20 protein-coding genes and 3 tRNA genes are annotated in these 19,123 nt (G+C 63.4%); 2 read left to right on the plus strand and 21 right to left on the minus strand.

The genetic code is table 11. The annotated features are described in order from the left end of the window. Positions 1 to 114: 114 nt before the first annotated feature. Positions 115 to 2,787 (plus strand): pyruvate dehydrogenase (acetyl-transferring), homodimeric type, encoded by a 2,673-nt coding sequence (aceE, locus tag F4Z81_12050; protein MXW05788.1) that lies wholly within the window; start codon positions 115 to 117, stop codon positions 2,785 to 2,787. 86 nt (positions 2,788 to 2,873) lie between these two features. Then, complete coding sequence (locus F4Z81_12055) at positions 2,874 to 4,286, plus strand: branched-chain alpha-keto acid dehydrogenase subunit E2 (protein MXW05789.1); 1,413 nt, start codon at positions 2,874 to 2,876, stop codon at positions 4,284 to 4,286. Between the two features lie 185 nt (positions 4,287 to 4,471). Here the strand turns inward: F4Z81_12055 and F4Z81_12060 are convergent, their stop codons facing one another. The 21 genes from F4Z81_12060 to thpR all read right to left on the minus strand — a co-directional run bounded on the left by F4Z81_12060 (position 4,472) and on the right by thpR (position 19,110). Beyond that, complete coding sequence (locus tag F4Z81_12060) at positions 4,472 to 4,813, minus strand: hypothetical protein (GenBank protein ID MXW05790.1); 342 nt, start codon at positions 4,811 to 4,813, stop codon at positions 4,472 to 4,474. Positions 4,814 to 4,855: 42 nt separating this feature from the next. Next, positions 4,856 to 5,047 carry a hypothetical protein gene (locus tag F4Z81_12065; protein ID MXW05791.1) on the minus strand — a complete coding sequence of 64 codons (192 nt, stop codon included), beginning with the start codon at positions 5,045 to 5,047 and terminating at the stop codon, positions 4,856 to 4,858. Between the two features lie 202 nt (positions 5,048 to 5,249). Then, on the minus strand, positions 5,250 to 6,323 hold the full coding sequence (ychF, locus tag F4Z81_12070; GenBank protein MXW05792.1) for a redox-regulated ATPase YchF: 1,074 nt from the start codon (positions 6,321 to 6,323) through the stop codon (positions 5,250 to 5,252). 15 nt (positions 6,324 to 6,338) lie between these two features. Further along, positions 6,339 to 7,454: a M20 family metallopeptidase gene (locus tag F4Z81_12075; GenBank protein ID MXW05793.1), complete on the minus strand. Its 1,116-nt coding sequence runs from the start codon at positions 7,452 to 7,454 to the stop codon at positions 6,339 to 6,341. Between the two features lie 45 nt (positions 7,455 to 7,499). After that, a tRNA-Leu gene (locus F4Z81_12080) sits at positions 7,500 to 7,583 on the minus strand. Positions 7,584 to 7,642: 59 nt separating this feature from the next. After that, a tRNA-Asp gene (locus F4Z81_12085) sits at positions 7,643 to 7,717 on the minus strand. Between the two features lie 11 nt (positions 7,718 to 7,728). Further along, positions 7,729 to 7,803: transfer RNA gene (locus F4Z81_12090), tRNA-Val, on the minus strand. Between the two features lie 15 nt (positions 7,804 to 7,818). Beyond that, positions 7,819 to 8,109: a hypothetical protein gene (locus F4Z81_12095; GenBank protein MXW05794.1), complete on the minus strand. Its 291-nt coding sequence runs from the start codon at positions 8,107 to 8,109 to the stop codon at positions 7,819 to 7,821. A gap of 78 nt (positions 8,110 to 8,187) precedes the next feature. After that, complete coding sequence (locus F4Z81_12100; GenBank protein ID MXW05795.1) at positions 8,188 to 8,631, minus strand: 50S ribosomal protein L9; 444 nt, start codon at positions 8,629 to 8,631, stop codon at positions 8,188 to 8,190. 32 nt (positions 8,632 to 8,663) lie between these two features. Next, positions 8,664 to 8,897, minus strand: coding sequence for a 30S ribosomal protein S18 (gene rpsR, locus F4Z81_12105; GenBank protein MXW05796.1), 234 nt, complete (start codon positions 8,895 to 8,897; stop codon positions 8,664 to 8,666). Beyond that, positions 8,894 to 9,283: a 30S ribosomal protein S6 gene (gene rpsF, locus F4Z81_12110; protein ID MXW05797.1), complete on the minus strand. Its 390-nt coding sequence runs from the start codon at positions 9,281 to 9,283 to the stop codon at positions 8,894 to 8,896. Before rpsF ends, rpsR begins: the two co-directional genes overlap by 4 nt. Positions 9,284 to 9,387: 104 nt before the next feature. After that, a complete protein-coding gene (locus F4Z81_12115) occupies positions 9,388 to 10,014 on the minus strand; it encodes an aminoacyl-tRNA hydrolase (protein MXW05798.1) in 627 nt (208 codons plus the stop codon). A 12-nt stretch (positions 10,015 to 10,026) separates the two neighbouring features. Then, positions 10,027 to 10,698 carry a 50S ribosomal protein L25 gene (locus tag F4Z81_12120; protein MXW05799.1) on the minus strand — a complete coding sequence of 224 codons (672 nt, stop codon included), beginning with the start codon at positions 10,696 to 10,698 and terminating at the stop codon, positions 10,027 to 10,029. Between the two features lie 14 nt (positions 10,699 to 10,712). Then, positions 10,713 to 11,666 carry a ribose-phosphate pyrophosphokinase gene (locus tag F4Z81_12125; protein ID MXW05800.1) on the minus strand — a complete coding sequence of 318 codons (954 nt, stop codon included), beginning with the start codon at positions 11,664 to 11,666 and terminating at the stop codon, positions 10,713 to 10,715. A 25-nt stretch (positions 11,667 to 11,691) separates the two neighbouring features. Then, entirely contained in the window at positions 11,692 to 12,567 is an 876-nt protein-coding gene (gene ispE / locus F4Z81_12130; protein ID MXW05801.1) for a 4-(cytidine 5'-diphospho)-2-C-methyl-D-erythritol kinase, read from the minus strand. Next, complete coding sequence (locus F4Z81_12135) at positions 12,564 to 13,130, minus strand: SIS domain-containing protein (protein ID MXW05802.1); 567 nt, start codon at positions 13,128 to 13,130, stop codon at positions 12,564 to 12,566. Before F4Z81_12135 ends, ispE begins: the two co-directional genes overlap by 4 nt. Continuing rightward, a complete protein-coding gene (locus tag F4Z81_12140; protein ID MXW05803.1) occupies positions 13,127 to 14,113 on the minus strand; it encodes a GHMP kinase in 987 nt (328 codons plus the stop codon). The genes F4Z81_12135 and F4Z81_12140 overlap by 4 nt, the downstream gene beginning before the upstream one ends. Then, entirely contained in the window at positions 14,110 to 15,138 is a 1,029-nt protein-coding gene (rfbD, locus tag F4Z81_12145) for a dTDP-4-dehydrorhamnose reductase (protein ID MXW05804.1), read from the minus strand. The genes F4Z81_12140 and rfbD overlap by 4 nt, the downstream gene beginning before the upstream one ends. Before the next feature lie 133 nt (positions 15,139 to 15,271). Continuing rightward, positions 15,272 to 17,893 carry an alanine--tRNA ligase gene (gene alaS, locus F4Z81_12150; protein MXW05805.1) on the minus strand — a complete coding sequence of 874 codons (2,622 nt, stop codon included), beginning with the start codon at positions 17,891 to 17,893 and terminating at the stop codon, positions 15,272 to 15,274. Continuing rightward, complete coding sequence (locus tag F4Z81_12155) at positions 17,890 to 18,546, minus strand: regulatory protein RecX (protein MXW05806.1); 657 nt, start codon at positions 18,544 to 18,546, stop codon at positions 17,890 to 17,892. The genes alaS and F4Z81_12155 overlap by 4 nt, the downstream gene beginning before the upstream one ends. A gap of 9 nt (positions 18,547 to 18,555) precedes the next feature. Then, a complete protein-coding gene (thpR, locus tag F4Z81_12160; protein MXW05807.1) occupies positions 18,556 to 19,110 on the minus strand; it encodes an RNA 2',3'-cyclic phosphodiesterase in 555 nt (184 codons plus the stop codon). Positions 19,111 to 19,123 lie beyond the last annotated feature (13 nt).

Below are 19,123 nucleotides of genomic sequence, written 5' to 3' on the forward strand. Positions count from 1 at the left end.
CCGTAAACCAATATAATGATTGACAGAAGGGGTGCCACGCCCCTATTTTGTGTCGTTGTTTTTGAATGGATAAAAGGCGTGCAGCCGACGTGCAGAATACCCCGGGGAAGCTTGATGACAACGGACGTGGAACCCGATGTAGCATCGCTGGAACTTCACGAATGGCTCGAATCGATTGAGTACGTCATATCGCAGGGCGACCCGGAGCGGACCCGCCGCATCCTCGCGGCGCTGGAGTCCCGGGCCGCCGAGTCCGGTGTACGCCTGCCCTTCTCCGCCAACACGCCCTACGTCAACACCTTTCCCGTCGAACTGCAGGAACCCTATCCCGGCGACCGCGACCTGGAACGGCGCATCAAGAACATCGTGCGCTGGAACGCGCTCGCCATGGTGGTCCGGGCCAACCGGGCCGACGCCTCCATAGGCGGGCACATCTCCACCTACGCGTCGTCCGCGACGCTCTACGAGGTGGGGTTCAACCACTTCTTCCGCAACCGGAACGGAAGCCACGAGGGCGACCTCCTCTTCGTCCAGGGCCACGCCGCGCCCGGCATCTACGCGCGGGCCTATCTCGAAGGCCGTATCTCCGAAGAGCAGCTCAAACACTTCCGCCACGAGGTGAATTCGCCCGGGCTGTCGTCCTACCCCCATCCCTGGCTGATGCCGGATTTCTGGGAATTCCCCACGGTGTCCATGGGCCTCGGCGCCATCACCGGTATCTACCAGGCCCGTTTCATGAAATACCTGGAGAACCGGGGGATCAAGAAGCCGAGCGATTCCAAGGTGTGGGTCATGATGGGCGACGGGGAGATGGACGAGCCCGAGTCCCTCGGCGCTATCACCGTGCCGGTCGTCGAAAACCTCGACAACCTCATCTTCGTAATCAACTGCAACCTGCAGCGGCTCGACGGCCCCGTCCGGGGCAATCACAAGATCATCCAGGAACTCGAGGCCATCTTCCGAGGCGCGGGATGGAACGTCATCAAGTGCATCTGGGGCAGCGACTGGGACCCCCTCCTGGAAAAGGACGGCGACGGACTCCTCGTGAACCGCATGCACGAGACGGTGGACGGCCAGTACCAGAAGTACAGCATGGCGTCCGGCGAATACATCCGGAACAAGTTCTTCGGCGTCCATCCGGATTTGAAGAAGATGGTGGAACACCTGTCCGATTCACAGCTGCAGCACCTGCGGCGGGGCGGCCACGATCCGCTCAAGGTCTACCACGCCTACAAGGCCGCCGTGGAGAACGAGGGTTCGCCGACGGTCATCCTGATGAAGACGATCAAGGGATACGGACTGGGCGACAGCGGGCAGGGCGCCAACAGCACCCACCAGATCAAGAAGATGGAGGACAGCGACCTGCTGGCCTTCCGGGACCGGTTCCGGATACCGATTTCCGACGAGGACGTAGCCGAAGTGCCTTTCTACAAGCCGCCCGAGGACAGCGAGGAGATCCAGTATCTGCACGAGCGGCGCAGGGCCCTCGGCGGCTACGTGCCCTCCCGGCGGACGACCTTCACGCCGCTGCACGCGCCGAAGCAGGACAAGTACCGCAAGTACTACGAGGGGACGGACCGTCAGGTGTCGACGACCATGGCCTTCGTCAATATCCTGTCGGACCTGATGCGCGACAAGGAAATCGGCAACCTGATCGTGCCCATCGTACCCGACGAGGCCCGGACCTTCGGCATGGAGGCCCTGTTCCGGCAGTCCGGCATCTACTCCCCGGTGGGGCAGCTCTACGACCCGGTGGACAGCGAAACGCTCCTCTATTACCGCGAATCGAAAGACGGCCAGCTGCTGGAAGAGGGCATTTCGGAAGCGGGCGCCATGTCGTCCTTCATCGCCGCCGGTACGGCCTACGCCACCTACGACATCAATACCATCCCTTTCTTCATCTACTATTCCATGTTCGGCCTGCAGCGCGTCGGCGACCTGGTCTGGTCCGCGGGCGACATGAAATGCAAGGGCTTCCTGGTGGGCGCCACGTCGGGGCGGACCACGCTGGCGGGCGAAGGACTCCAGCACCAGGACGGTAACAGCCACCTGCTGGCTTACCCCGTGCCGAACCTGCTGGCCTACGACCCGGCCTACGGCTACGAACTGGCGGTGATCATCGAAGAAGGCATCCGGCGCATGTACGAGGAGCAGGAGGACGTGTTCTACTACCTGACCGTGCACAACGAGAACTACGCCATGCCGCCCATGCCCGGCGACCCCGAGGCGACCCGGGAGGGCATCCTCAAGGGGATGTACCTGTTCCGCAAGTCGGAGAAAAAAGACGGCGACCTGCGCGTCCAGCTCTTCGGAAGCGGCGCCATCCTGAACGAGGTGCTCAAGGCGGGACGGATCCTGGAGGAACAGTACGGCGTGGCCGCGGACGTCTGGAGCATCACCAGCTACAAGGCGCTGCACAACGAAGCGGTGGACGTGGAGCGGTGGAACATCATGCATCCCGAGGAAACGCCGCGCGTACCCTACGTGACTTCCTGTGTGGCCGACGTCCCGGGGCCCTACGTGGCGGCCTGCGACTACGTGAAAGCGCTGCCGGACACGGTATCCGCCTGGTTCCCGGGCCACCTGATCACGCTCGGGGCCGATGGATTCGGACGCAGCGACAGCCGCGCCGCCCTGCGGGATTTTTTCGAAGTGGACGCCCGCTATATCGCGCTGTCCGCGCTCTACGGCCTGATGCGCGACGGCAAACTGCCGGCTTCCACGCTGAAGCAGGCGATGGCCGACCTGGAGATCGACGCCGACAAGCCGAATCCGCTCATGCTGTGACGGGCCGAAGCAGGCGATGGCCGTTCCGGAGATCGACGCCGACAAGCCGACTCCACACAAACTAATGGCAGAGGGACGCAAGACCTATGGCAACGCCATTCAATCTTCCGGCGCTGGGTGAGAACGTCGACGCGGGCACCGTGGTAGGTATCCTGGTGGCCGTCGGGGATCAAGTCGAAGAAAACCAGCCCGTCCTGGAGATCGAGACCGACAAGGCCAACCTCGAGGTGCCGTCGGGATTCAGCGGAGTGGTGACTGAAATCCTCGTGGAGAACGGCGCGACGGCCGAGGTAGGCGCGCCCGTGCTCATGTATGAAGAAGGGGCGGGAGAGGGTGCGACTGGCGGCGAGGCCGCCAGCGAGGCCCCCGCAGCGGAAGCGGACGGAAAGGCGGAGGCTGAAGCGCCTGGTGCCGACGGGCCTGCCGATGATGGTTCGGCGTCCACTATCGAAGTGCCTGCCGAGGAAACCACGGTTGCCGATGCTCCGGAGTCCGGTGTCAGCGAGCCACCCGCCGTGGAAACTGGGTCCTCAGAGAATACCACACCGCCTACACCACCGGCCCCGGTCGTTCCTGCAGCCGCTTCCACTTCAGGCGCGCCGGTACCGGCGGCACCTTCCGTACGACGCTTCGCCCGGGAGATCGGGCTCGACATCGGCCAGGTACCGGGAACCGGTCCCGACGGCCGCATATCCGTCGAGGACGTCAAGTCTCATTCCAGGCAGTTGAGCGCCGGCCAAGGGGCTGCCGGTCCCTGGCCATCCGCTCCGGCTTCGCTGCCGGACTTCGCGAAATGGGGTCCGGTGGAGACCGAGCCCATGAGCAACCTGCGCCGCGCCGCCGCGGAACACCTGTCCGCAGCGTGGTCGAACATCCCCCACGTCACCTATGCCGACAAGGCCGACGTCACCGACATGGAAGCCCTGCGCAAGCAGTTCGGCCCCGCGGCCGAAGCCGCCGGCGGCAAGCTGACCATGACGGCCATCGCACTGAAGATCGTGGCCGCGGCGCTCAAGCGATTTCCTCTCTTCAACGCCAGCGTCGACATGGCCGGGCAGGAGATCATCCACAAGAAGTACTACCACGTGGGCGTGGCGGTCGACACGGACCGGGGCCTGGTCGTGCCGGTCATCCGGGACGTGGACCGGAAGAACATGGTCGAGTTGTCTGTCGAACTATCCGAGGTCGCCGCCCGGGCGCGGGACAGGAAGCTCTCGCCGGACGATATGCAGGGGAACACCTTCACGATCTCAAATCTGGGCGGGTTCGGCGGGACCTTCTTCGCGCCGATCATCAATGCGCCCGACGTGGCCATCCTGGGGCTGGCGCGAAGCCGCATGGAACAGATATACGTGGATGGCGCGTTCCAGCCGCGTCTCATGCTGCCGCTGATGATCTCCTACGACCACCGGCTCATCGACGGCGCGGACGGCGCCCGCTTCATGCAGTGGCTGGTCCAGGCCTTCGAGGAACCCTTCCTGCTCAGCCTGGAGGGTTGACGTACCGGACCAGACTTGCCGGATCGTACCTGCCGAATCCCCCAGTCCGGACTGAAGCCTGACGTGCCAGCCAGACCACATCCCAATAAAAAAACGAGGCGGTCCTTGTCGAACCGCCCCGTCCAATTGATCTTCGTCGTACTGTAGTTGAACCCTGAATTCCAGGGTGCTCCGCTACCGGGAGATCAGTCCACGGTCTCCATCGTCGTTGCCACCGATTTCAAGAGCCTGTCTTTCATATTCCACACCGTGTAACCGGTGTCGATCAGCCCGGTAGGCGCGTCCTTCCACTCGGCATCCTTGCCGTAGAGGAAATAGGCGTCCCAGACCATGGGGTCCTTGTGTTCCAGTTCCCCCGACTTCTTGTACCAGAATCCCAGTGCGTTCGCGGGGTCCCACATCTGGCTGACCCGTTTGTCGCTGAACACCTGCTCCGCCGCGATCTTGGCCGTATTGACCGCGTCGTTTCGGAGTATACGCTGCCAGACCACGTAGACCCGGAGGTCATCGGAGGGAAACTTATTCAATATCTCTTGCTGCACCGCCCCGGCGCCGCTTATGCAGTGGCCTCAGGTAGGCGAGAACATCACGACGAGGCGGACTTTTCCGGTATCGCCGTTGAACGCCTTCTTGAAATCCACGAGGCTGAGCGGTTCCGGGTTGAAGCTAGTGTTGGTGTTGAGTTGAGCGCCGGCCTGCGAAGCCCACGACAGGGCTCCGGCCAGGATCAGCGCGGTGACCAAGCGAATTCGGTTTGTCATTTGCATCGATCCATTTTCAGGTGGTGGACTAAAACCCCGGTCGTCCCGGGCCGGTCGGGTTAACTATGATATCGACTATGCGTATAGATTGACAAGTGAAATCTTAAGCCTTTTGGACGGCGCAACTAGACCGGGACGATGCGACTAGACCGGGACGGCGTGGTCAGATCAGGTCCGCGCAGTCAGACGTTGAAGCGTGCTTTCAGACGCTGAACCGCACGTTGATCACGTCCCCGTCCGCGACGACGTACTGCTTGCCTTCCACGCGAAGCGTGCCTTTCTCCTTCGCGGCCTGCCATCCACCGAGTTCGAGCATCGCCTGCCAGTCCAGCGTTTCCGCCCGGATGAATCCCCGTTCCATGTCCGAGTGCACCGTCCCGGCCGCTTCGGGCGCCGTAACGCCCCTTGTGACGGTCCAGGCCCTGACTTCGTTTTCGCCCACGGTAAAGAACGAGATCAGGTTAAGGAGCCGGTACGATGCGGTGATCATGCGGTTCAGGGCCGATTCCTCGATGCCCAGATCGTCCAAGAAAGCGCCGGCGTCGTCCTCGTCGAGCTGGGCGATCTCCATTTCGACCTTCGCACAGAACGCCAGCGAATCCAGCCCTTCGGTAATTTCATCCAACTCATCCAGTCTGCTCGCTTCCTTGCCCAGATCTTCTTCGGGGATATTCAGCGCAAGTAGCACCGGCTTCTGCGAGAGGAACCGGTAGCCTCGAAGTCTCTTCTCGTCCTCCGGCGAAAACTGGAGATTCCGGATCAACCCACCGCCCTCGATCTCCTGCTTGCACTGTTCGAGCAACTCCCATTCCCGCACCAGGTCGGGCTGTTTCGTGGACCGGGCCTCCTTGGATAGTCGGGTCAGCCGGCGCTCGATGATCTCGAGGTCGGCGATGGCGAGTTCCAACTCAACCGTCTCGAAATCCGCGCCCGGTGTAACGGACGTACCGGCCAGATCCGGGAAGCCACGGAGGACGTGCACGAGTACGTCCATAGTGCGCAGGTCGGCGAGTCCACCGGCACCCTGCTGCTCCTCCTGCCTTCCCGACCCGGACGTGATGCCGCCTATATCGAGGTATTCAACGGTGGCGAAAGTGGTCTTGCGTGGATTGAACAGACTGGAAAGGCGTTCCAGTCGCGGGTCCGGGACCCGGATCGTCCCCCGGTTGGCCGTGTTCTGCCCTCCGTAACCGCCGGTATCCGCGTTGGCCCTGACCAGCGCGTTGAACAACGTGGTCTTCCCGGAACCGGGCAGCCCGACTAGGCCGATCTGCAATTCGGTGTCCTCCCCTCAAACACAAAACGCGCGGATCATCGACTTGTACGCGTCGATCGCAAGGTCGAACTGGTCCAGGGCCATCCATTCGTCCACCGTGTGGGCCTGGCGGATGTCCCCGGGACCGAGCAGGATCAGCTCCATTGTCCTGCCAAAGACCAGTCCGTCGGTGCCGTAGGGAACCGTGTGGGCCTTCTCCGTTCCGGTGATCCCCAGGGCCGTCCGGACAAGCTCCGAGTCCGCGGGCGTACTGAAGGGGTCCCCGATCTTCTGGATCGTCAGTTCAACGCCGTTCCGTTCTGCCGCTTTTCGGGTGCGGTCCAGGAGGGCTTCCTGATCCTGCCCGGGCATCGGCCGGTAGTAGACCGTGCATGTGCTTTTGGGCGCCGTCATGTTCAGGGCGATGCCGCCGTCGTTGACCCCGATGTTCCAGTCGGAAAAGGGCGGATCGAACTCGTCATTCAGATGCCTGGAGTCCGACCTGAGCTCGTCGTGGATGGCCTTCATCTCCACGAGAAAGGGGATCATGGCGTGATGGGCGTTGACGCCTCTGCCGGTGCTACTGTGGGCTGCCCGCCCCTCCGTCTCGCCCCGCATGAAAACCGCGCCCTTGTGCGCTCGTACGACCTCCATGCGCGTCGGCTCGCAGATGATCCCGTAGCGCAGCCCGCTGCCGTTCAGGAGTTCGGACCGCTCGCTGACTTCGGCCGCGCCCCAGCACCCGACTTCCTCGTCGGCGGTGAACACGAGATAGATCGGCGCGGAGAGTTCCGACGCCTCGAAGGCCGCCCCCGCCGCGAGCATGGTGGACAGGGCGCCCTTCATGTCGCAGCTTCCGCGGCCGTATATCCGGTTGTCCCGGATCTCCGCCGTAAAAGGGTCCGTTTCCCAACCGTCTACCGGGACGGTGTCCGAATGGCCCAGCAGCGCGAGGCCGCCCTTCCCCTCGCCCTTGCGGCCGACGAGGTTGACCTTCTCCACGCCGTTGTCGTCATGGTACGTAATGCGTTCGACCTGAAAACCCACGCGGTCGACCTGGTCCTGGAGGTAATCGGATACGGCGGCGTTGCTGTTGGCGCTGATCGAATTGAACGCGATCAACTCCCTGGTGACCTGGAGGGGATCGAACATCGCTTAAAGCCTGCTTTCTTTGGTTGGAGGATGCCAATGGGAGGATGCCGGAGGTCGGACTCGAACCGACACGACCTTGCGGTCAAGGGATTTTGAGTCCCTCGCGTCTACCAATTCCACCACTCCGGCACAATCAAGATAGCCCGCCGGAGACATGCGCGTCAGGCGGGCTATCGGTCAATATAAAACGGGGACGACGGGACTCGAACCCGCAACTTCTGCCGTGACAGGGCAGTGCTCTAACCAGATTGAACTACGCCCCCGATTTGATGCATGGGCGATACTGGATTCGAACCAGTGACCTCATGCTTGTAAGGCATGCGCTCTGAACCAACTGAGCTAATCGCCCGCAGGTGTATCCACGCTACGGTCGACGCGATTCCCGGTCGCTGGCCGAACCGGTCCGCGGGAACTTCCCTCTCCAGATCAGGATCACGGGAATGCCCACGCAGTAACCGGATACCATCAACAGCGGCGCCAGGGTAATCGATTCGTAAGCCAGCGCGATGAAACCCGCCAGTATGACGCCGAGTACGATGGCGAGGAGACGAAGGTGACTTCCACGGAACGGCAGGCCATAGGCCTGGGCCGTCGTGGCGCGCCGCCGTCCGGAAGACCGGTTTGAACCGGACGCTGACTGCGATCTTCTCGCCATTTCTCATCCACCTCCACGACCGGCCAATATAGGTAAAATGGCGCTTCGCGTCAAGTCCAAATCAAGGCGGGAAGGCCGTTATTCCTTGACCACCCAGAGCTTCACGCCGGCCTCTACCTGGGCGTGCAGCGCGATGGGAATCGTGTATATGCCCAGCGCCTTGATGGGCTCGTCGAGATGGATCTTGCGCCGGTCGATATCGTAGCCCTTCTCCTTCAGCAGATCGGCGACGTGCTGATGGGTGACGGAACCGAACATGCGGTCTTCTTCGCCGACCTGGACGACGGCGGTGAGGGAGACCTCTTCCAGGACGCCTGCGAGTTCTTCGGCCTGTTCCCGCGTCCTGGCTTCCAGGGCCAGTTGCCGTTTCAATTTGCCCTGGAGCATCTTCAGGTTTCCGGGCGTTGCCGGAATGGCCTTCTTCGTCAGCATCAGGTAGTTCCTGCCGAACCCGTTGGAAACGTCCACGATTTCACCGACGCTTCCCACGTTCCGCACCGACTCGGTCAAAATGAGCTTCACGTCCGACTCCTCGGCTACTTGTAGGTTTCTGGCTACTTGTAGGTTTCTTCGATAAAGGGGAGCAGGCCGATGGCCCGGGCCCGCTTGATGGCCTTTGCCAGCCGTCGCTGGCAAAGCGCGCTCGCGCCGGAAATCCGGCTCGGCACGATCTTGCCCCGTTCGGTGACGAAGCGCCGGAGCGCCTTCGGGTCCTTGTAATCGATGTTCTTGATGCGGCCCGGTATGCGCTTCTGCTTTCTCCCCCTGGTCATCCTGGATTGGTTCATGCTTCCGCTCCCGTTTTCTTATCGGCCTGTTCCGCCTTCTCGGCCTGCTCGTTTTTTTCGGCCTGTTCCGCCTTCTCGTACACGTGGGCCGGATGCTTCCTGACCCGCTTCGTCATGTGCCTGAGCACGCGATCATTCAACTTGAACGACCGGTCCAGCACGTCCACCAGGGCCGGCTCACCGTCAAAACGGATCAACGTGAAATTGCCCTGGTGGGCGTCGTTGATCTCGTAGCTGAGCTTCCGGCTTCCCCAGCGTTCCGTGTCGACGACTTCCCCCTGGTTCGACGCGATAAGCCCCTCGATGGCGGAGATTTCTTCCTCGAGCGGCTCTTCTTCGAGCTTGGAATCGATAATCACTACAGTTTCATATGACCGCACGTGCATGCTCCTTAGTTGTTTGCGGATTCGTTCGGGCCGGACGGCCTTCGCTCGGGGCCCGGTCGGCCTTCAGTCCGGTCGGCCTTCAGTCCGGTCGGCCTTCAGTCCGGTCACGACGGGCCGTTATACCTGTTCGCCGCCTCGCCGCAACCTTCGCTTACGAACACCTCCAACTGGTCACAGGCCCGGTCGAGGACGATGGGCAGATCCGTTGCTTCCTCTTTGGTAAACACCTCCAGCACATAATCGACCAGCGTATCGGCGTCCCTGGGGACATCGATGCCAATGCGCTGGCGGGCGAATGCTTCCGTGCCTAGCGCATCGATAATGGATTCCAGGCCCCGGTGGCCGCCATGACTGCCCTTCGACCTGAGACGCAACGTACCGAAGGGCAGGTTGACGTCGTCGCAAACGACCACGATACGATCGACGTCGAGTTCGTAATGTCCCACCGCCTCCCGGACCGCGTAACCGCTGCGGTTCATGAAGGTCACCGGCTTGACCAGCGCCACGGGCAGTCCGCCGATCTCCGCGATGGTACCGTGAAACCGCTCGCTGACCGGGGCGAGCGCAAGGTCGAGGCGCCGAAGCCAGGTGTCAATCACGTCGAAACCGGCGTTGTGGCGCGTGTCCGCGTACCGGACACCGGGATTGCCAAGGCCGATGAAGGCATGCATGGACGGATCGTCAGGCCGCTCTGCGGGCCACAAGGAACCGGAATCGGCATGCTGACACATATCCGGGCTGCCTTAGTCTTCTTGCTCGTCCTCGGTCCCGTCTTCTTCCTCGCCGTCTTCCCGGGCCTGGCCGATGATCTCCGGCTCTTCCTGCTCCAGGTCGACTTCCTCTTCCTCCGGCTCCTCCGCCATCGGCGTGAGTACCGATACCACGGCGACCTCTCCGTCGGTTACGATTTCGACGTTCTCGAAGGTAAGATCGCTGATGTGGATCGTATCGCCCATGCTCAATTCGCTGATATCCACTTCCAGATGCTCCGGAATCTCGGAAGCGACGCAGCTGATTTCGACCACCCGCAGGGACTGGTCGAGCACGCCGCCGTCTCTCGTCACGCCGATGGGCTCACCGATCATCACCAGCGAAACCTCCGTGGTGATCCGGTCGCTCATCCTGATCTGCTGGAAATCGGCGTGGAGCAACTGGTTTCTCAGGTAGTCCCGCTGGATATCCCGCAACAGGGCTTTCTTGTCCTCCATGCCTTCGATTTCCAGGTTGATGACGACGCTTTCGCCCCGGGTCTTTCTGAGGAAGCCCTCGAACTCGCGATAGTCGAGGGTCAGCGGCGTGGAGGATTCCCCGCTGCCGTAGACCACGGCGGGCAGCGCGCCGTCCCGCCGAAGCGCCTTGGCGACCTGCTTTCCGGTGTCCGTCCGCTGACGGGCCTTTAACGATACCTGGTTCATCTACTTCTCCTGTTTCAAGTCTGATCCGACGATTCGAAGAGCGAGCTGACGGATTTTTCTTCGTGTATGCGCTTGATCGCCTCGCCGAACAGGGACGCCACGGACAACTGCTCCAGCTTGCCCCGACACATGTCCTCGTTCAGGCGTATCGAGTCCGAGACGATCAGGCAGTCCAGTACGGAATCCTCCACCTTCTGCATGGCGTTTCCGGAGAGCAGGGCGTGGGTACACGCCGCGTAGATCGTCTCCGCGCCGTTCTTCTTCAGGGCCTCGGCCGCGCCGGTCAGGCTCCCTCCGGTGTCGATCATGTCGTCGCGGATGATCACGTTCTTTCCTTCCACTTCGCCGATCACGTTGACGACCTCGGACACGTTGGGTCTCGGCCGACGCTTGTCCACCAGGGCCAGCGGGCAGTTCAGCCGCCTGCCATAGGACCGGGCCATGGCCATGCCCCCGGCGTCCGGGGACGCGATCACCAGGTCATCCGAAGTCCCCAGTTCCCTGAGCCGGCGGGTAAATACCGGCGCCGAATACAGGTGGTCCAGGGGGATGTCGAAGAACCCCTGGATCTGGGGCGCGTGCAGGTCCATGGTGAGCACGCGGTCCGCTCCAGCCGCGGCGATCAGGTTCGCCATGACCTTGGCCGAAATGGGTACCCGGGGCCCCGCCTTGCGGTCCTGGCGGGCGTAGCCGTAGTAGGGGATCACCGCGGTGGCCCTTCGCGCCGATGCCCGTTTGGCCGCGTCCAGCAAAAGCAGCAGTTCGACGAGGTTCTCCGCCGGCGAGTTGGTCGACTGGACCACGAACACGTCGGTGCCGCGGATGTCCTCGTTGATGTGAATCCGGATCTCGTCGTCGCTGAAACGGGAAACGGCGGCGTTGCCCAGGGGTACGCCGAGATATTCGCAGATGTCTTGTGCAAGCGGTGCGTTTGAATTCCCACTCAGAATCTTCAAACCGACCGCCACGAGCAGCCCTCCTCTGGTACCTCGATTAAACCGCGGCATCCCGCCGGGATGACGAGGAGACCGCGAAGACCCGCCAGGACGGTTCGACCCGTCCCCGCAAGTCCTGTGCTATCCGTTCCGCCTCCGCCCTGCCGGGCGCCAGTCCGAAGACCGATGGGCCGCTGCCAGACATCAGCATACCCTTCAGTCCGGCATCCGCAAGCAGGTCCCTCGCCCTGTCGATTTCGGGGTGGGCCGCCCGGACCGCCGGTTCCAGGTCGTTATGCAGACAGGAGGCCAGTCTATCGGCATCCCCGGCCTGCATGACAGAAGAGATTAAGTTAATGCAGGACGCGTCTTTTGTCAATTCCATTTTCCATTGGCTGTAGGCCCATCCGCTCGCGACTTCGAGGGGCGGGCTGACCAGGACGTAGTGGCGCGGTCCGGGCGCATCCAGCCAGGCGACCTTTTCCCCCCGTCCGGAAGCTACGGCCACGCCGCCATGGAGACAGAAGGGCACGTCGGATCCGAGCTCCGCGGCGAGGTCCGCCAGGTCTTCTTCTCCCAACCCCAGCGACCAGAGCGCGTTGAGCCCGTGCAGTGTCATGGCCGCGTTGCCGCTCCCGCCGGCGAGTCCCGCGGCCACGGGGATGCGCTTATCGATGTGGATCCGCGCGCCCCGATCGCCGAGTCCGCAACGCTCACGCACGAGTCCGGCCGCCCTGTGGACCAGGTTGCGCCCGTCCGTCGGCACGGCCGGATCGGAGCAGGTGACGGTCGTTCCCTGCTCCTGTGCGGACACTTTCAGTTCATCGGCCAGGTCCACGGTCTCCATCAGCGTGACGATCTCGTGGTAACCGTCGGTCCGCTTGCCGAGCAGATGAATGGCGAGATTGATCTTGGCAAAGGAACGAAGGGTCATTCGCCATCCGCAACGCGGGAGGTGGTCTGCGTGATGATGATGTGGACGATGATCATGTGCATGTTTTCCGCCATGCCGTAGTCGTCCACGGGGACGTGGACCGAATGCTCCGCCGATGCCTTCATCGCGCCGCCGGAGAACCCCGTCACCGCGACCGTTATCATCCCGGCGGAACGGGCGAACTCCATGGCGCGGATCACGTTGGGGCTGTTCCCCGACGCGCTGATGCCGATGACCACGTCGCCGGGCGCGCCGAGATTGCGCAGCTGCTGCTCGTAGACCAGGTCGTAGTCGAAGTCGTTGGCCCAGGCCGTCACGTAGGGCAGGTTGTCTGTGAGGCTGTTGACCCGGAAGCGGGGCGCGTCCTCCGTGCCTCGGAGCGTGCCCTTGCCCAGGTCCACGGCGAAGTGGGAAGCCGTGGCCGCGCTGCCGCCGTTGCCGATGACGAAGATCCCCCGCCCGTTCTTCCGCGCGTCCATCAGGAGGTCGATGAGCGCCTGCACTTCGCCGGGTTCGATCCGGCCGAGGACCTCCTTCGTCCATTCGAGGTATTCGCGGATCATTTCGATACCTGCCTTCGCATGTTGAAGATCACCTTGGTGCCGTCGCGTTCCAGGTTGAAAGGCAGTTCCCGGTAGTCGGACAGCGCGTCGCGCACCCGGGACCGGGAAGACTCCGGGCAGCACAGGAGCAGGAAGCCGCCGCCGCCCGCGCCGCAGACTTTGCCGCCCGTGGCGCCGGCGTCCCTGGCTTTCCGGTACATGGTGTCGATCTCGTCGTTGCTCACGAGTCCGGACATCTTGTACTTCCAGGTCCAGCCCCGGTCAAGTAGTTCGCCCATGCGGTCGATCTCCCCGGCCGCGAGGGCTGACCGCGCGCTTTGCGCCACGGACTTGATCTCTTTCACCAGGGCGAACTTGCCGGTCATGTTCGCTTTCTGCTCGCGCAGGATGGTCTCCGCCTTGCGGGTCTTGTTGGTGTAGAACAGCATCAGGCTTTCGCTCAACCGTTCCGCGTGGCCGTCGGCGAGGCCGAGGCGTTCCACCTCCACGCCGCCGGGTCGGAACGTAAACCCGCACAGTCCGCCGTAGGCCGCGATGTACTGGTCCTGCTTCCCGATGGGCTGGCCGCACCGTTCGATCTCGATTTCGCAGGCGTCCTGTGCCAGTTTCTCGGTAGGCTGCGGGTTGCCGCAATAGGTATACAGGGCATTCAGCAGGCCGACCGTGATGCTGCTCGAGGACCCCAGGCCCGATCCCTCGGAAGGGATGTCCGTCAGCGTCGTGATTTCCACGCCCCGGGTCACGCCGGTGAGCCGCAGTGCCTCCCGGATCAGGTCGTGCTCGATCTCATCGGGATGATCGACGGCCTCCCGCTTCGAGTAGTTGATGTAGATGCGGTCGTCGAACCGTTCGTTGATGATGACGAAGATGTACTTGTCGATGGCCGCGCTGACGACCAGGCCGTCCTCCCGTTCGTAGAAATCGGTGAAATCCGTGAGGCCGCCGGCGAAGCTGATGCGCAGGGGCGTCTGGGTGATGATCATGGATTCCCGCCGGTGGTTTCGTCGGTGGGGCCTGCCCGCCCTTTGTCGCTGGGGTTCGCCGACCGCGCGTCGGTGGGACCAGCCTTCGGTGCGTCGCCGCGGCCTGCCTGCCCTTTGTCGCTGGGGTGCGCCGCCCGCACGCCGGTGGGGCCTGCCTTTGGTGCGTCGCCGCGGCCGGCCCGCCGCGCCAGGTAGTCGTCCAGGGCGTCCTCCCAGGAAGGCATTTCCGCGATGCCCAGGGACCGGATCCGGTCGTTGTCCAGCACCGTGTACAGGGGCCGGGCGGCGGGTGCGCCGTATGCTTCGGTGGTCGTGGGTTTCACGGCCGCTTCGATGCCTGTCTTACTAAATATGGTCCGTGCAAAGTCATAGTAGGAACACGCGCCGCCGTTGGTCACATGGTACGTCCCGAAGGCATCGGTGGCCACCAGTTCCGCAAGCGCGCTTGCCAAATCGGCCGTCCCCGTGGGCGACATCACCTGGTCGCTCACCACGACCACTTCCCGTCTTTCCGTGCCGGCCCGGATCATGGCCTCGACGAAATTGTATCCTTTCCCGCCCCCGCCGGAGTGGCCGAACAGGCCGGTGGTGCGGATGATGAAATGGCGGTCCCAGGTCGAACGCACCAGGTGTTCGCCGGATAGCTTGGCTGTGCCGTAGACGTTCAGGGGCAAGGGCAGGTCATCCTCCCGGTAAGGCCGGTCCGCCGTGCCGTCGAAGACGAAATTCGTACTGACGTGCACCAGTTTCGCCCCGTACATGCGGCAGGCCATGGCCAGGTGCCAAGGACCGAAGGCATTGACGGCGAAAGTCTGGTCGGGATGGGACTCGCACTCGTCGACCCGGTGGTACGCCGCGGTATTGATCACCGCATCCGGCCGGTGGTCCTTCAGCAGGCCGTAAACGCGGTGTTTCTCGGTGACGTCGAGTTCGCCGTGGGTACACGGAATCAGTTCGTGCTCCGCCAGCGATCGCTGCAGGTCCGTACCCAGTTGGCCCCGGGCCCCGGTTATGAGGATGCGCATCTGATCCTGTTGTTCATCTGGTCCGGGTCGTCGTCGACGGTAACGGCCGGGCTACGCGGAACCCTTGCGGCCGGGCTACGCGGAACCCGGGCGGCCTGAGCGCCCGCAGGCGCCCTCGTCGTCGCCCCCGAGGTTACGCGTTCCGCAGATGTTGCTCGACGACACCCGGTGCCTGGCCCACGGCTTCGTCGATCCGGGACGCGTCCTTCCCACCTGCCTGTGCCATATGGGCCTTCCCACCTCCGCCGCCGCCGATGAAGGCGGCCACATCCCGCGCCAACTTGCCCGCGTGGAGGCCGCGCCCGGAAATTGCGCCGTCGGTCACCACGACGATGCAGACGGGGCGTTCCTCGAAGCTGGCGAACAGCACGCCGACCGCTGCGCCGGAAAGGCGCTCGCGCAGCGTGTCTCCCATGGCGCGGAGGGTGTCCATGTCCGGGCAATCCACCCGGCCCGCGGCGACGGCGACGCCGTCCGCGTCCACGGCGCCGTCTATGAGTTCATCGGCCCAGTTCTGCGACGAGGACCGGCCCATTTCCCGGATGTGCCGTTCCAGCTCGCGGACCCGCGCAGTCAGGTCCCCGGCCCTTTTCGCCAGGTCATCCGGCTCGCTCTTGAGGGCCTCCGCGGCCCCCGCGACGAGTCCTTCGTCCCGCTTGACGGCTTCGTACGCGCCGGCGCCGGTCAGGGCCTCCACCCGCCGCACGCCGGCGGCGATGCCCGATTCACGGACTAGCCGGAACAACCCGATCTCGCCCGTGGCGCCGAGGTGGGTGCCGCCGCACAGCTCCAGGCTCACCTCGCCGATGCGCACCACGCGCACCCGGTCCTCGTACTTTTCGGTGAAAAGCGCCATGGCGCCCTGATGCTTCGCGTCTTCCAGGTCGGTTTCGAACGGCTCGACGCGGATGTTCTCCCATACGAGCTCGTTGACCCGGCGTTCGATCGCGTTCTGTTCTTCGGGCGTGACGGCGCTGAAATGCGAGAAATCGAAACGCAACCGGTCGGGCGCGACCACGGAGCCTCGCTGTTCCACGTGGGCGCCCAGGGTCTCCCGAAGCACGGCGTGCAGGAGGTGGGTCGCCGTATGGTTCCGCATGATGGACTGCCTGCGGTCCGCGTCGACCCGCGCGGTGACGGTCATGCCGGGCTTGAGATCGGCGGCGCTGTCCGGGTCGCAGTGGTGGATGATGGTGTCGCCGTCTCGCGTGGTGTCCAGCACGGCGATCCGCCCGCCCGATTCCGTCTCAAGCCAGCCGGCGTCGCCCACCTGTCCGCCCGATTCGGCGTAGAAGGGGGTTTGGGTGAGGACGACGGCACCGCCCTCGGCCGTTACCACCTCGGCATCTTCGACGGCGAGCGTATCGTATCCGAGGAATACAGTAGGGTTTTCAACCTGAACATCAGTGGTGACTGATGGCGTGCCAGCCGTAACCCTCGCTTTGGTGGATCTTTCCCGCTGCTGCCCCATCTCCACCTCGAAGCCGGCCATATCCACTTTCATGTCCTTCTCACCGGCCATCAACTGCGTCAGATCCACGGGGAAACCGTAGGTATCGTACAGTTTGAAGGCCTCTTCGCCCCGGATTTCATTTCGTCCTTCGGCGCCTGCCCGTTCGACGATATTCTCGAAGAGTTCGATGCCGTGATCGAGCGTGCGCCCGAAGCTCTCCTCTTCGGACCGGATCACCTTCTCCACCTTTTCCTGCGCGGCGGAGAGTTCCGGGTAGGCCGCGCCCATCTCTTCGGTGAGCGTCGGCACGAGCCGGTAGAGGAAGGGATCGGCCAGGCCGAGATTGCGGCCATACCGCGCCGCGCGGCGGAGGATGCGCCTGAGGACGTAGCCCCGTCCTTCGTTGGAAGGCTGGGCGCCGTCGGCTATGGCGAAGGCCAGGGCCCGGACGTGGTCGGCGAGCACGCGGTAGGCCACGGCCGTATCCCCTTCCGCGTAGGGATGTTGCGACAGTTCTCCGATGTGGTCCATCAGCGGGCGAAACACGTCGGTTTCGTAGTTCGAATCCACGCCCTGGAGGATGCTGAGCATCCGTTCGAAGCCCATGCCCGTGTCGACGTGTCGGGAGGGCAGGGGCGTCAACGCGCCGTCGGCGCTCCGGTCGTACTGGATGAAGACCAGGTTCCAGATTTCCACGTATCGTGTGCAGTCTCCGTTGACCCCGCAGACGTGGCCGGGATCATCCTTCCGGCCGCACCGCTCCGGACCCAGGTCGTAGTGGATTTCCGAGTTGGGACCGCAGGGTCCGGTCTCGCCCATTTCCCAGAAGTTGTCCTTCTCGTCGAATCTCAGGACCCGGTCGCCTGCGATGCCGGTATGTTGTTTCCAGATGGACTCGGCCTCGTCATCCTCACGGAACACGGTCGCCCACAGCCGTTCGGCGGGGAGTTCCCACCGTTCCGTGAGCAGCTCCCAGGCCCATCCGATGGCTTCTTCCTTGTAGTAGTCGCCGAAGGACCAGTTCCCGAGCATTTCGAAGAAGGTCTGGTGGACGGGCGATCGGCCCACGTCCTCCAGGTCGTTGTGCTTGCCGCCGGCGCGAATGCACTTCTGGAAATCCGTCGCGCGCACGTATTCGCGGGTGCTTTTCCCCAGGAAAACGTCCTTGAACTGGTTCATCCCCGCGTTGGTGAAGAGCAACGTGGGATCGTCCCAGGGCACGACGCTGGCGCTCGGCACGATCGAGTGATCGCGGTCGGCGAAAAAGCCGGTAAAGGACTTTCGCAGTTCGGCTCCGGTCAATTTCGGAACTCCTCTATCTCGTCCAGTACGCGATGGACGACCTGGTAAATGACGGCCTGCCCGAACCCCCGTCTGCCCAGGAAGGCGACCATGCGGCGGTGCGCCGCGTCGCGGTCGAGCCGGGCATATCGATGGGACTGGCGGCGCAGCACCTCGTAGGCCCGTTCGGTCTCCCCCTCGCCGGATGCACTTTCCTCGAGGGCGGTTTCGACGACTTCGGCGTCAATCCCCTTCTGACGCAACTCGCGGCGCAGCAGGGACAGGCCGGCCGGTCTTCTCCGAAGCCGTTCGTCGATCCACAGCTGGGCGAAACGCCCGTCGTCGATCAGTCCCGCATGCTCCAGCCGGTCCAGCACCTGGTCGATCACCTCGTCCGGCCGGCCCCTGGACTTGAGCTTCACCGCCAGCTCGCGTCGCGTACGCATGCGGTGGTCGATGAGCCGGTGGGCTTCCGTCATGGCCCGGGAGACGCCGTCGGCCAGTTCCACTTCCTGCAGCCGCTCCGGGTCCATCGCCTGTCCGTCGAAGAGTCCGAACCGGAGGAAGGTCTCTTCGGTGATCGTCAGAATGCGCTCGCCGTCGATCGTGACCTTGCGTTCCCGTCGCCCTCCGCTCCCCCGCGGCGTGATATCCGTTATGGTCGGCATGATCATTCCAGTTGGTCAATCCAGTTCGACATGATCGATGACCGTGTACAACGGCCCGTCGGGTTTCAGGTCGCTCTTCACCACGGCCGCGCGTTTCACCGTAAACGGTTCCGTCTCGAAGGCCATGTCCCCGATCAGATCCGTCAGCTTGGCCAGGCCCCGCGGCGATCGTACCCGGCCGATGGTCAGGTGCGGCGAAAAGGGCCTTTCCTCCCGAACGAAGCCGCGGGCGTGCAGTTCGTTCTCGATGCGCTGCTGCATGGCGACCAGTTCGCTCCGTCCTTCTTCGATCGAAATCCAGAAGACGCGCGGGCGGTTCATATCCGGGAACGCGCCGATGCGTCCCAGCTTCAGGTCGAAGGCGCCCGCCGAATCGAGCGCCGCGCCCAGCCCATCGCGAATGACCGCCGGCTGGTCCGTCTCGATGTTGCCGAGGAACTTCAGCGTGACGTGGATGTTGTCCGGTTCGACCCACTTGATGTCGGTGCCCGTCGACTTAAGGTGATTGATCAGTTGTGCGATCCGGTCCCTGGCGGAATCCGGGACTTCCACGGCGATGAACGTACGCATCGAATACCTTTCT

The organism is Gemmatimonadota bacterium (genome assembly GCA_009835325.1).
Lineage (GTDB): Bacteria > JAAXHH01 > JAAXHH01 > JAAXHH01 > JAAXHH01 > JAAXHH01.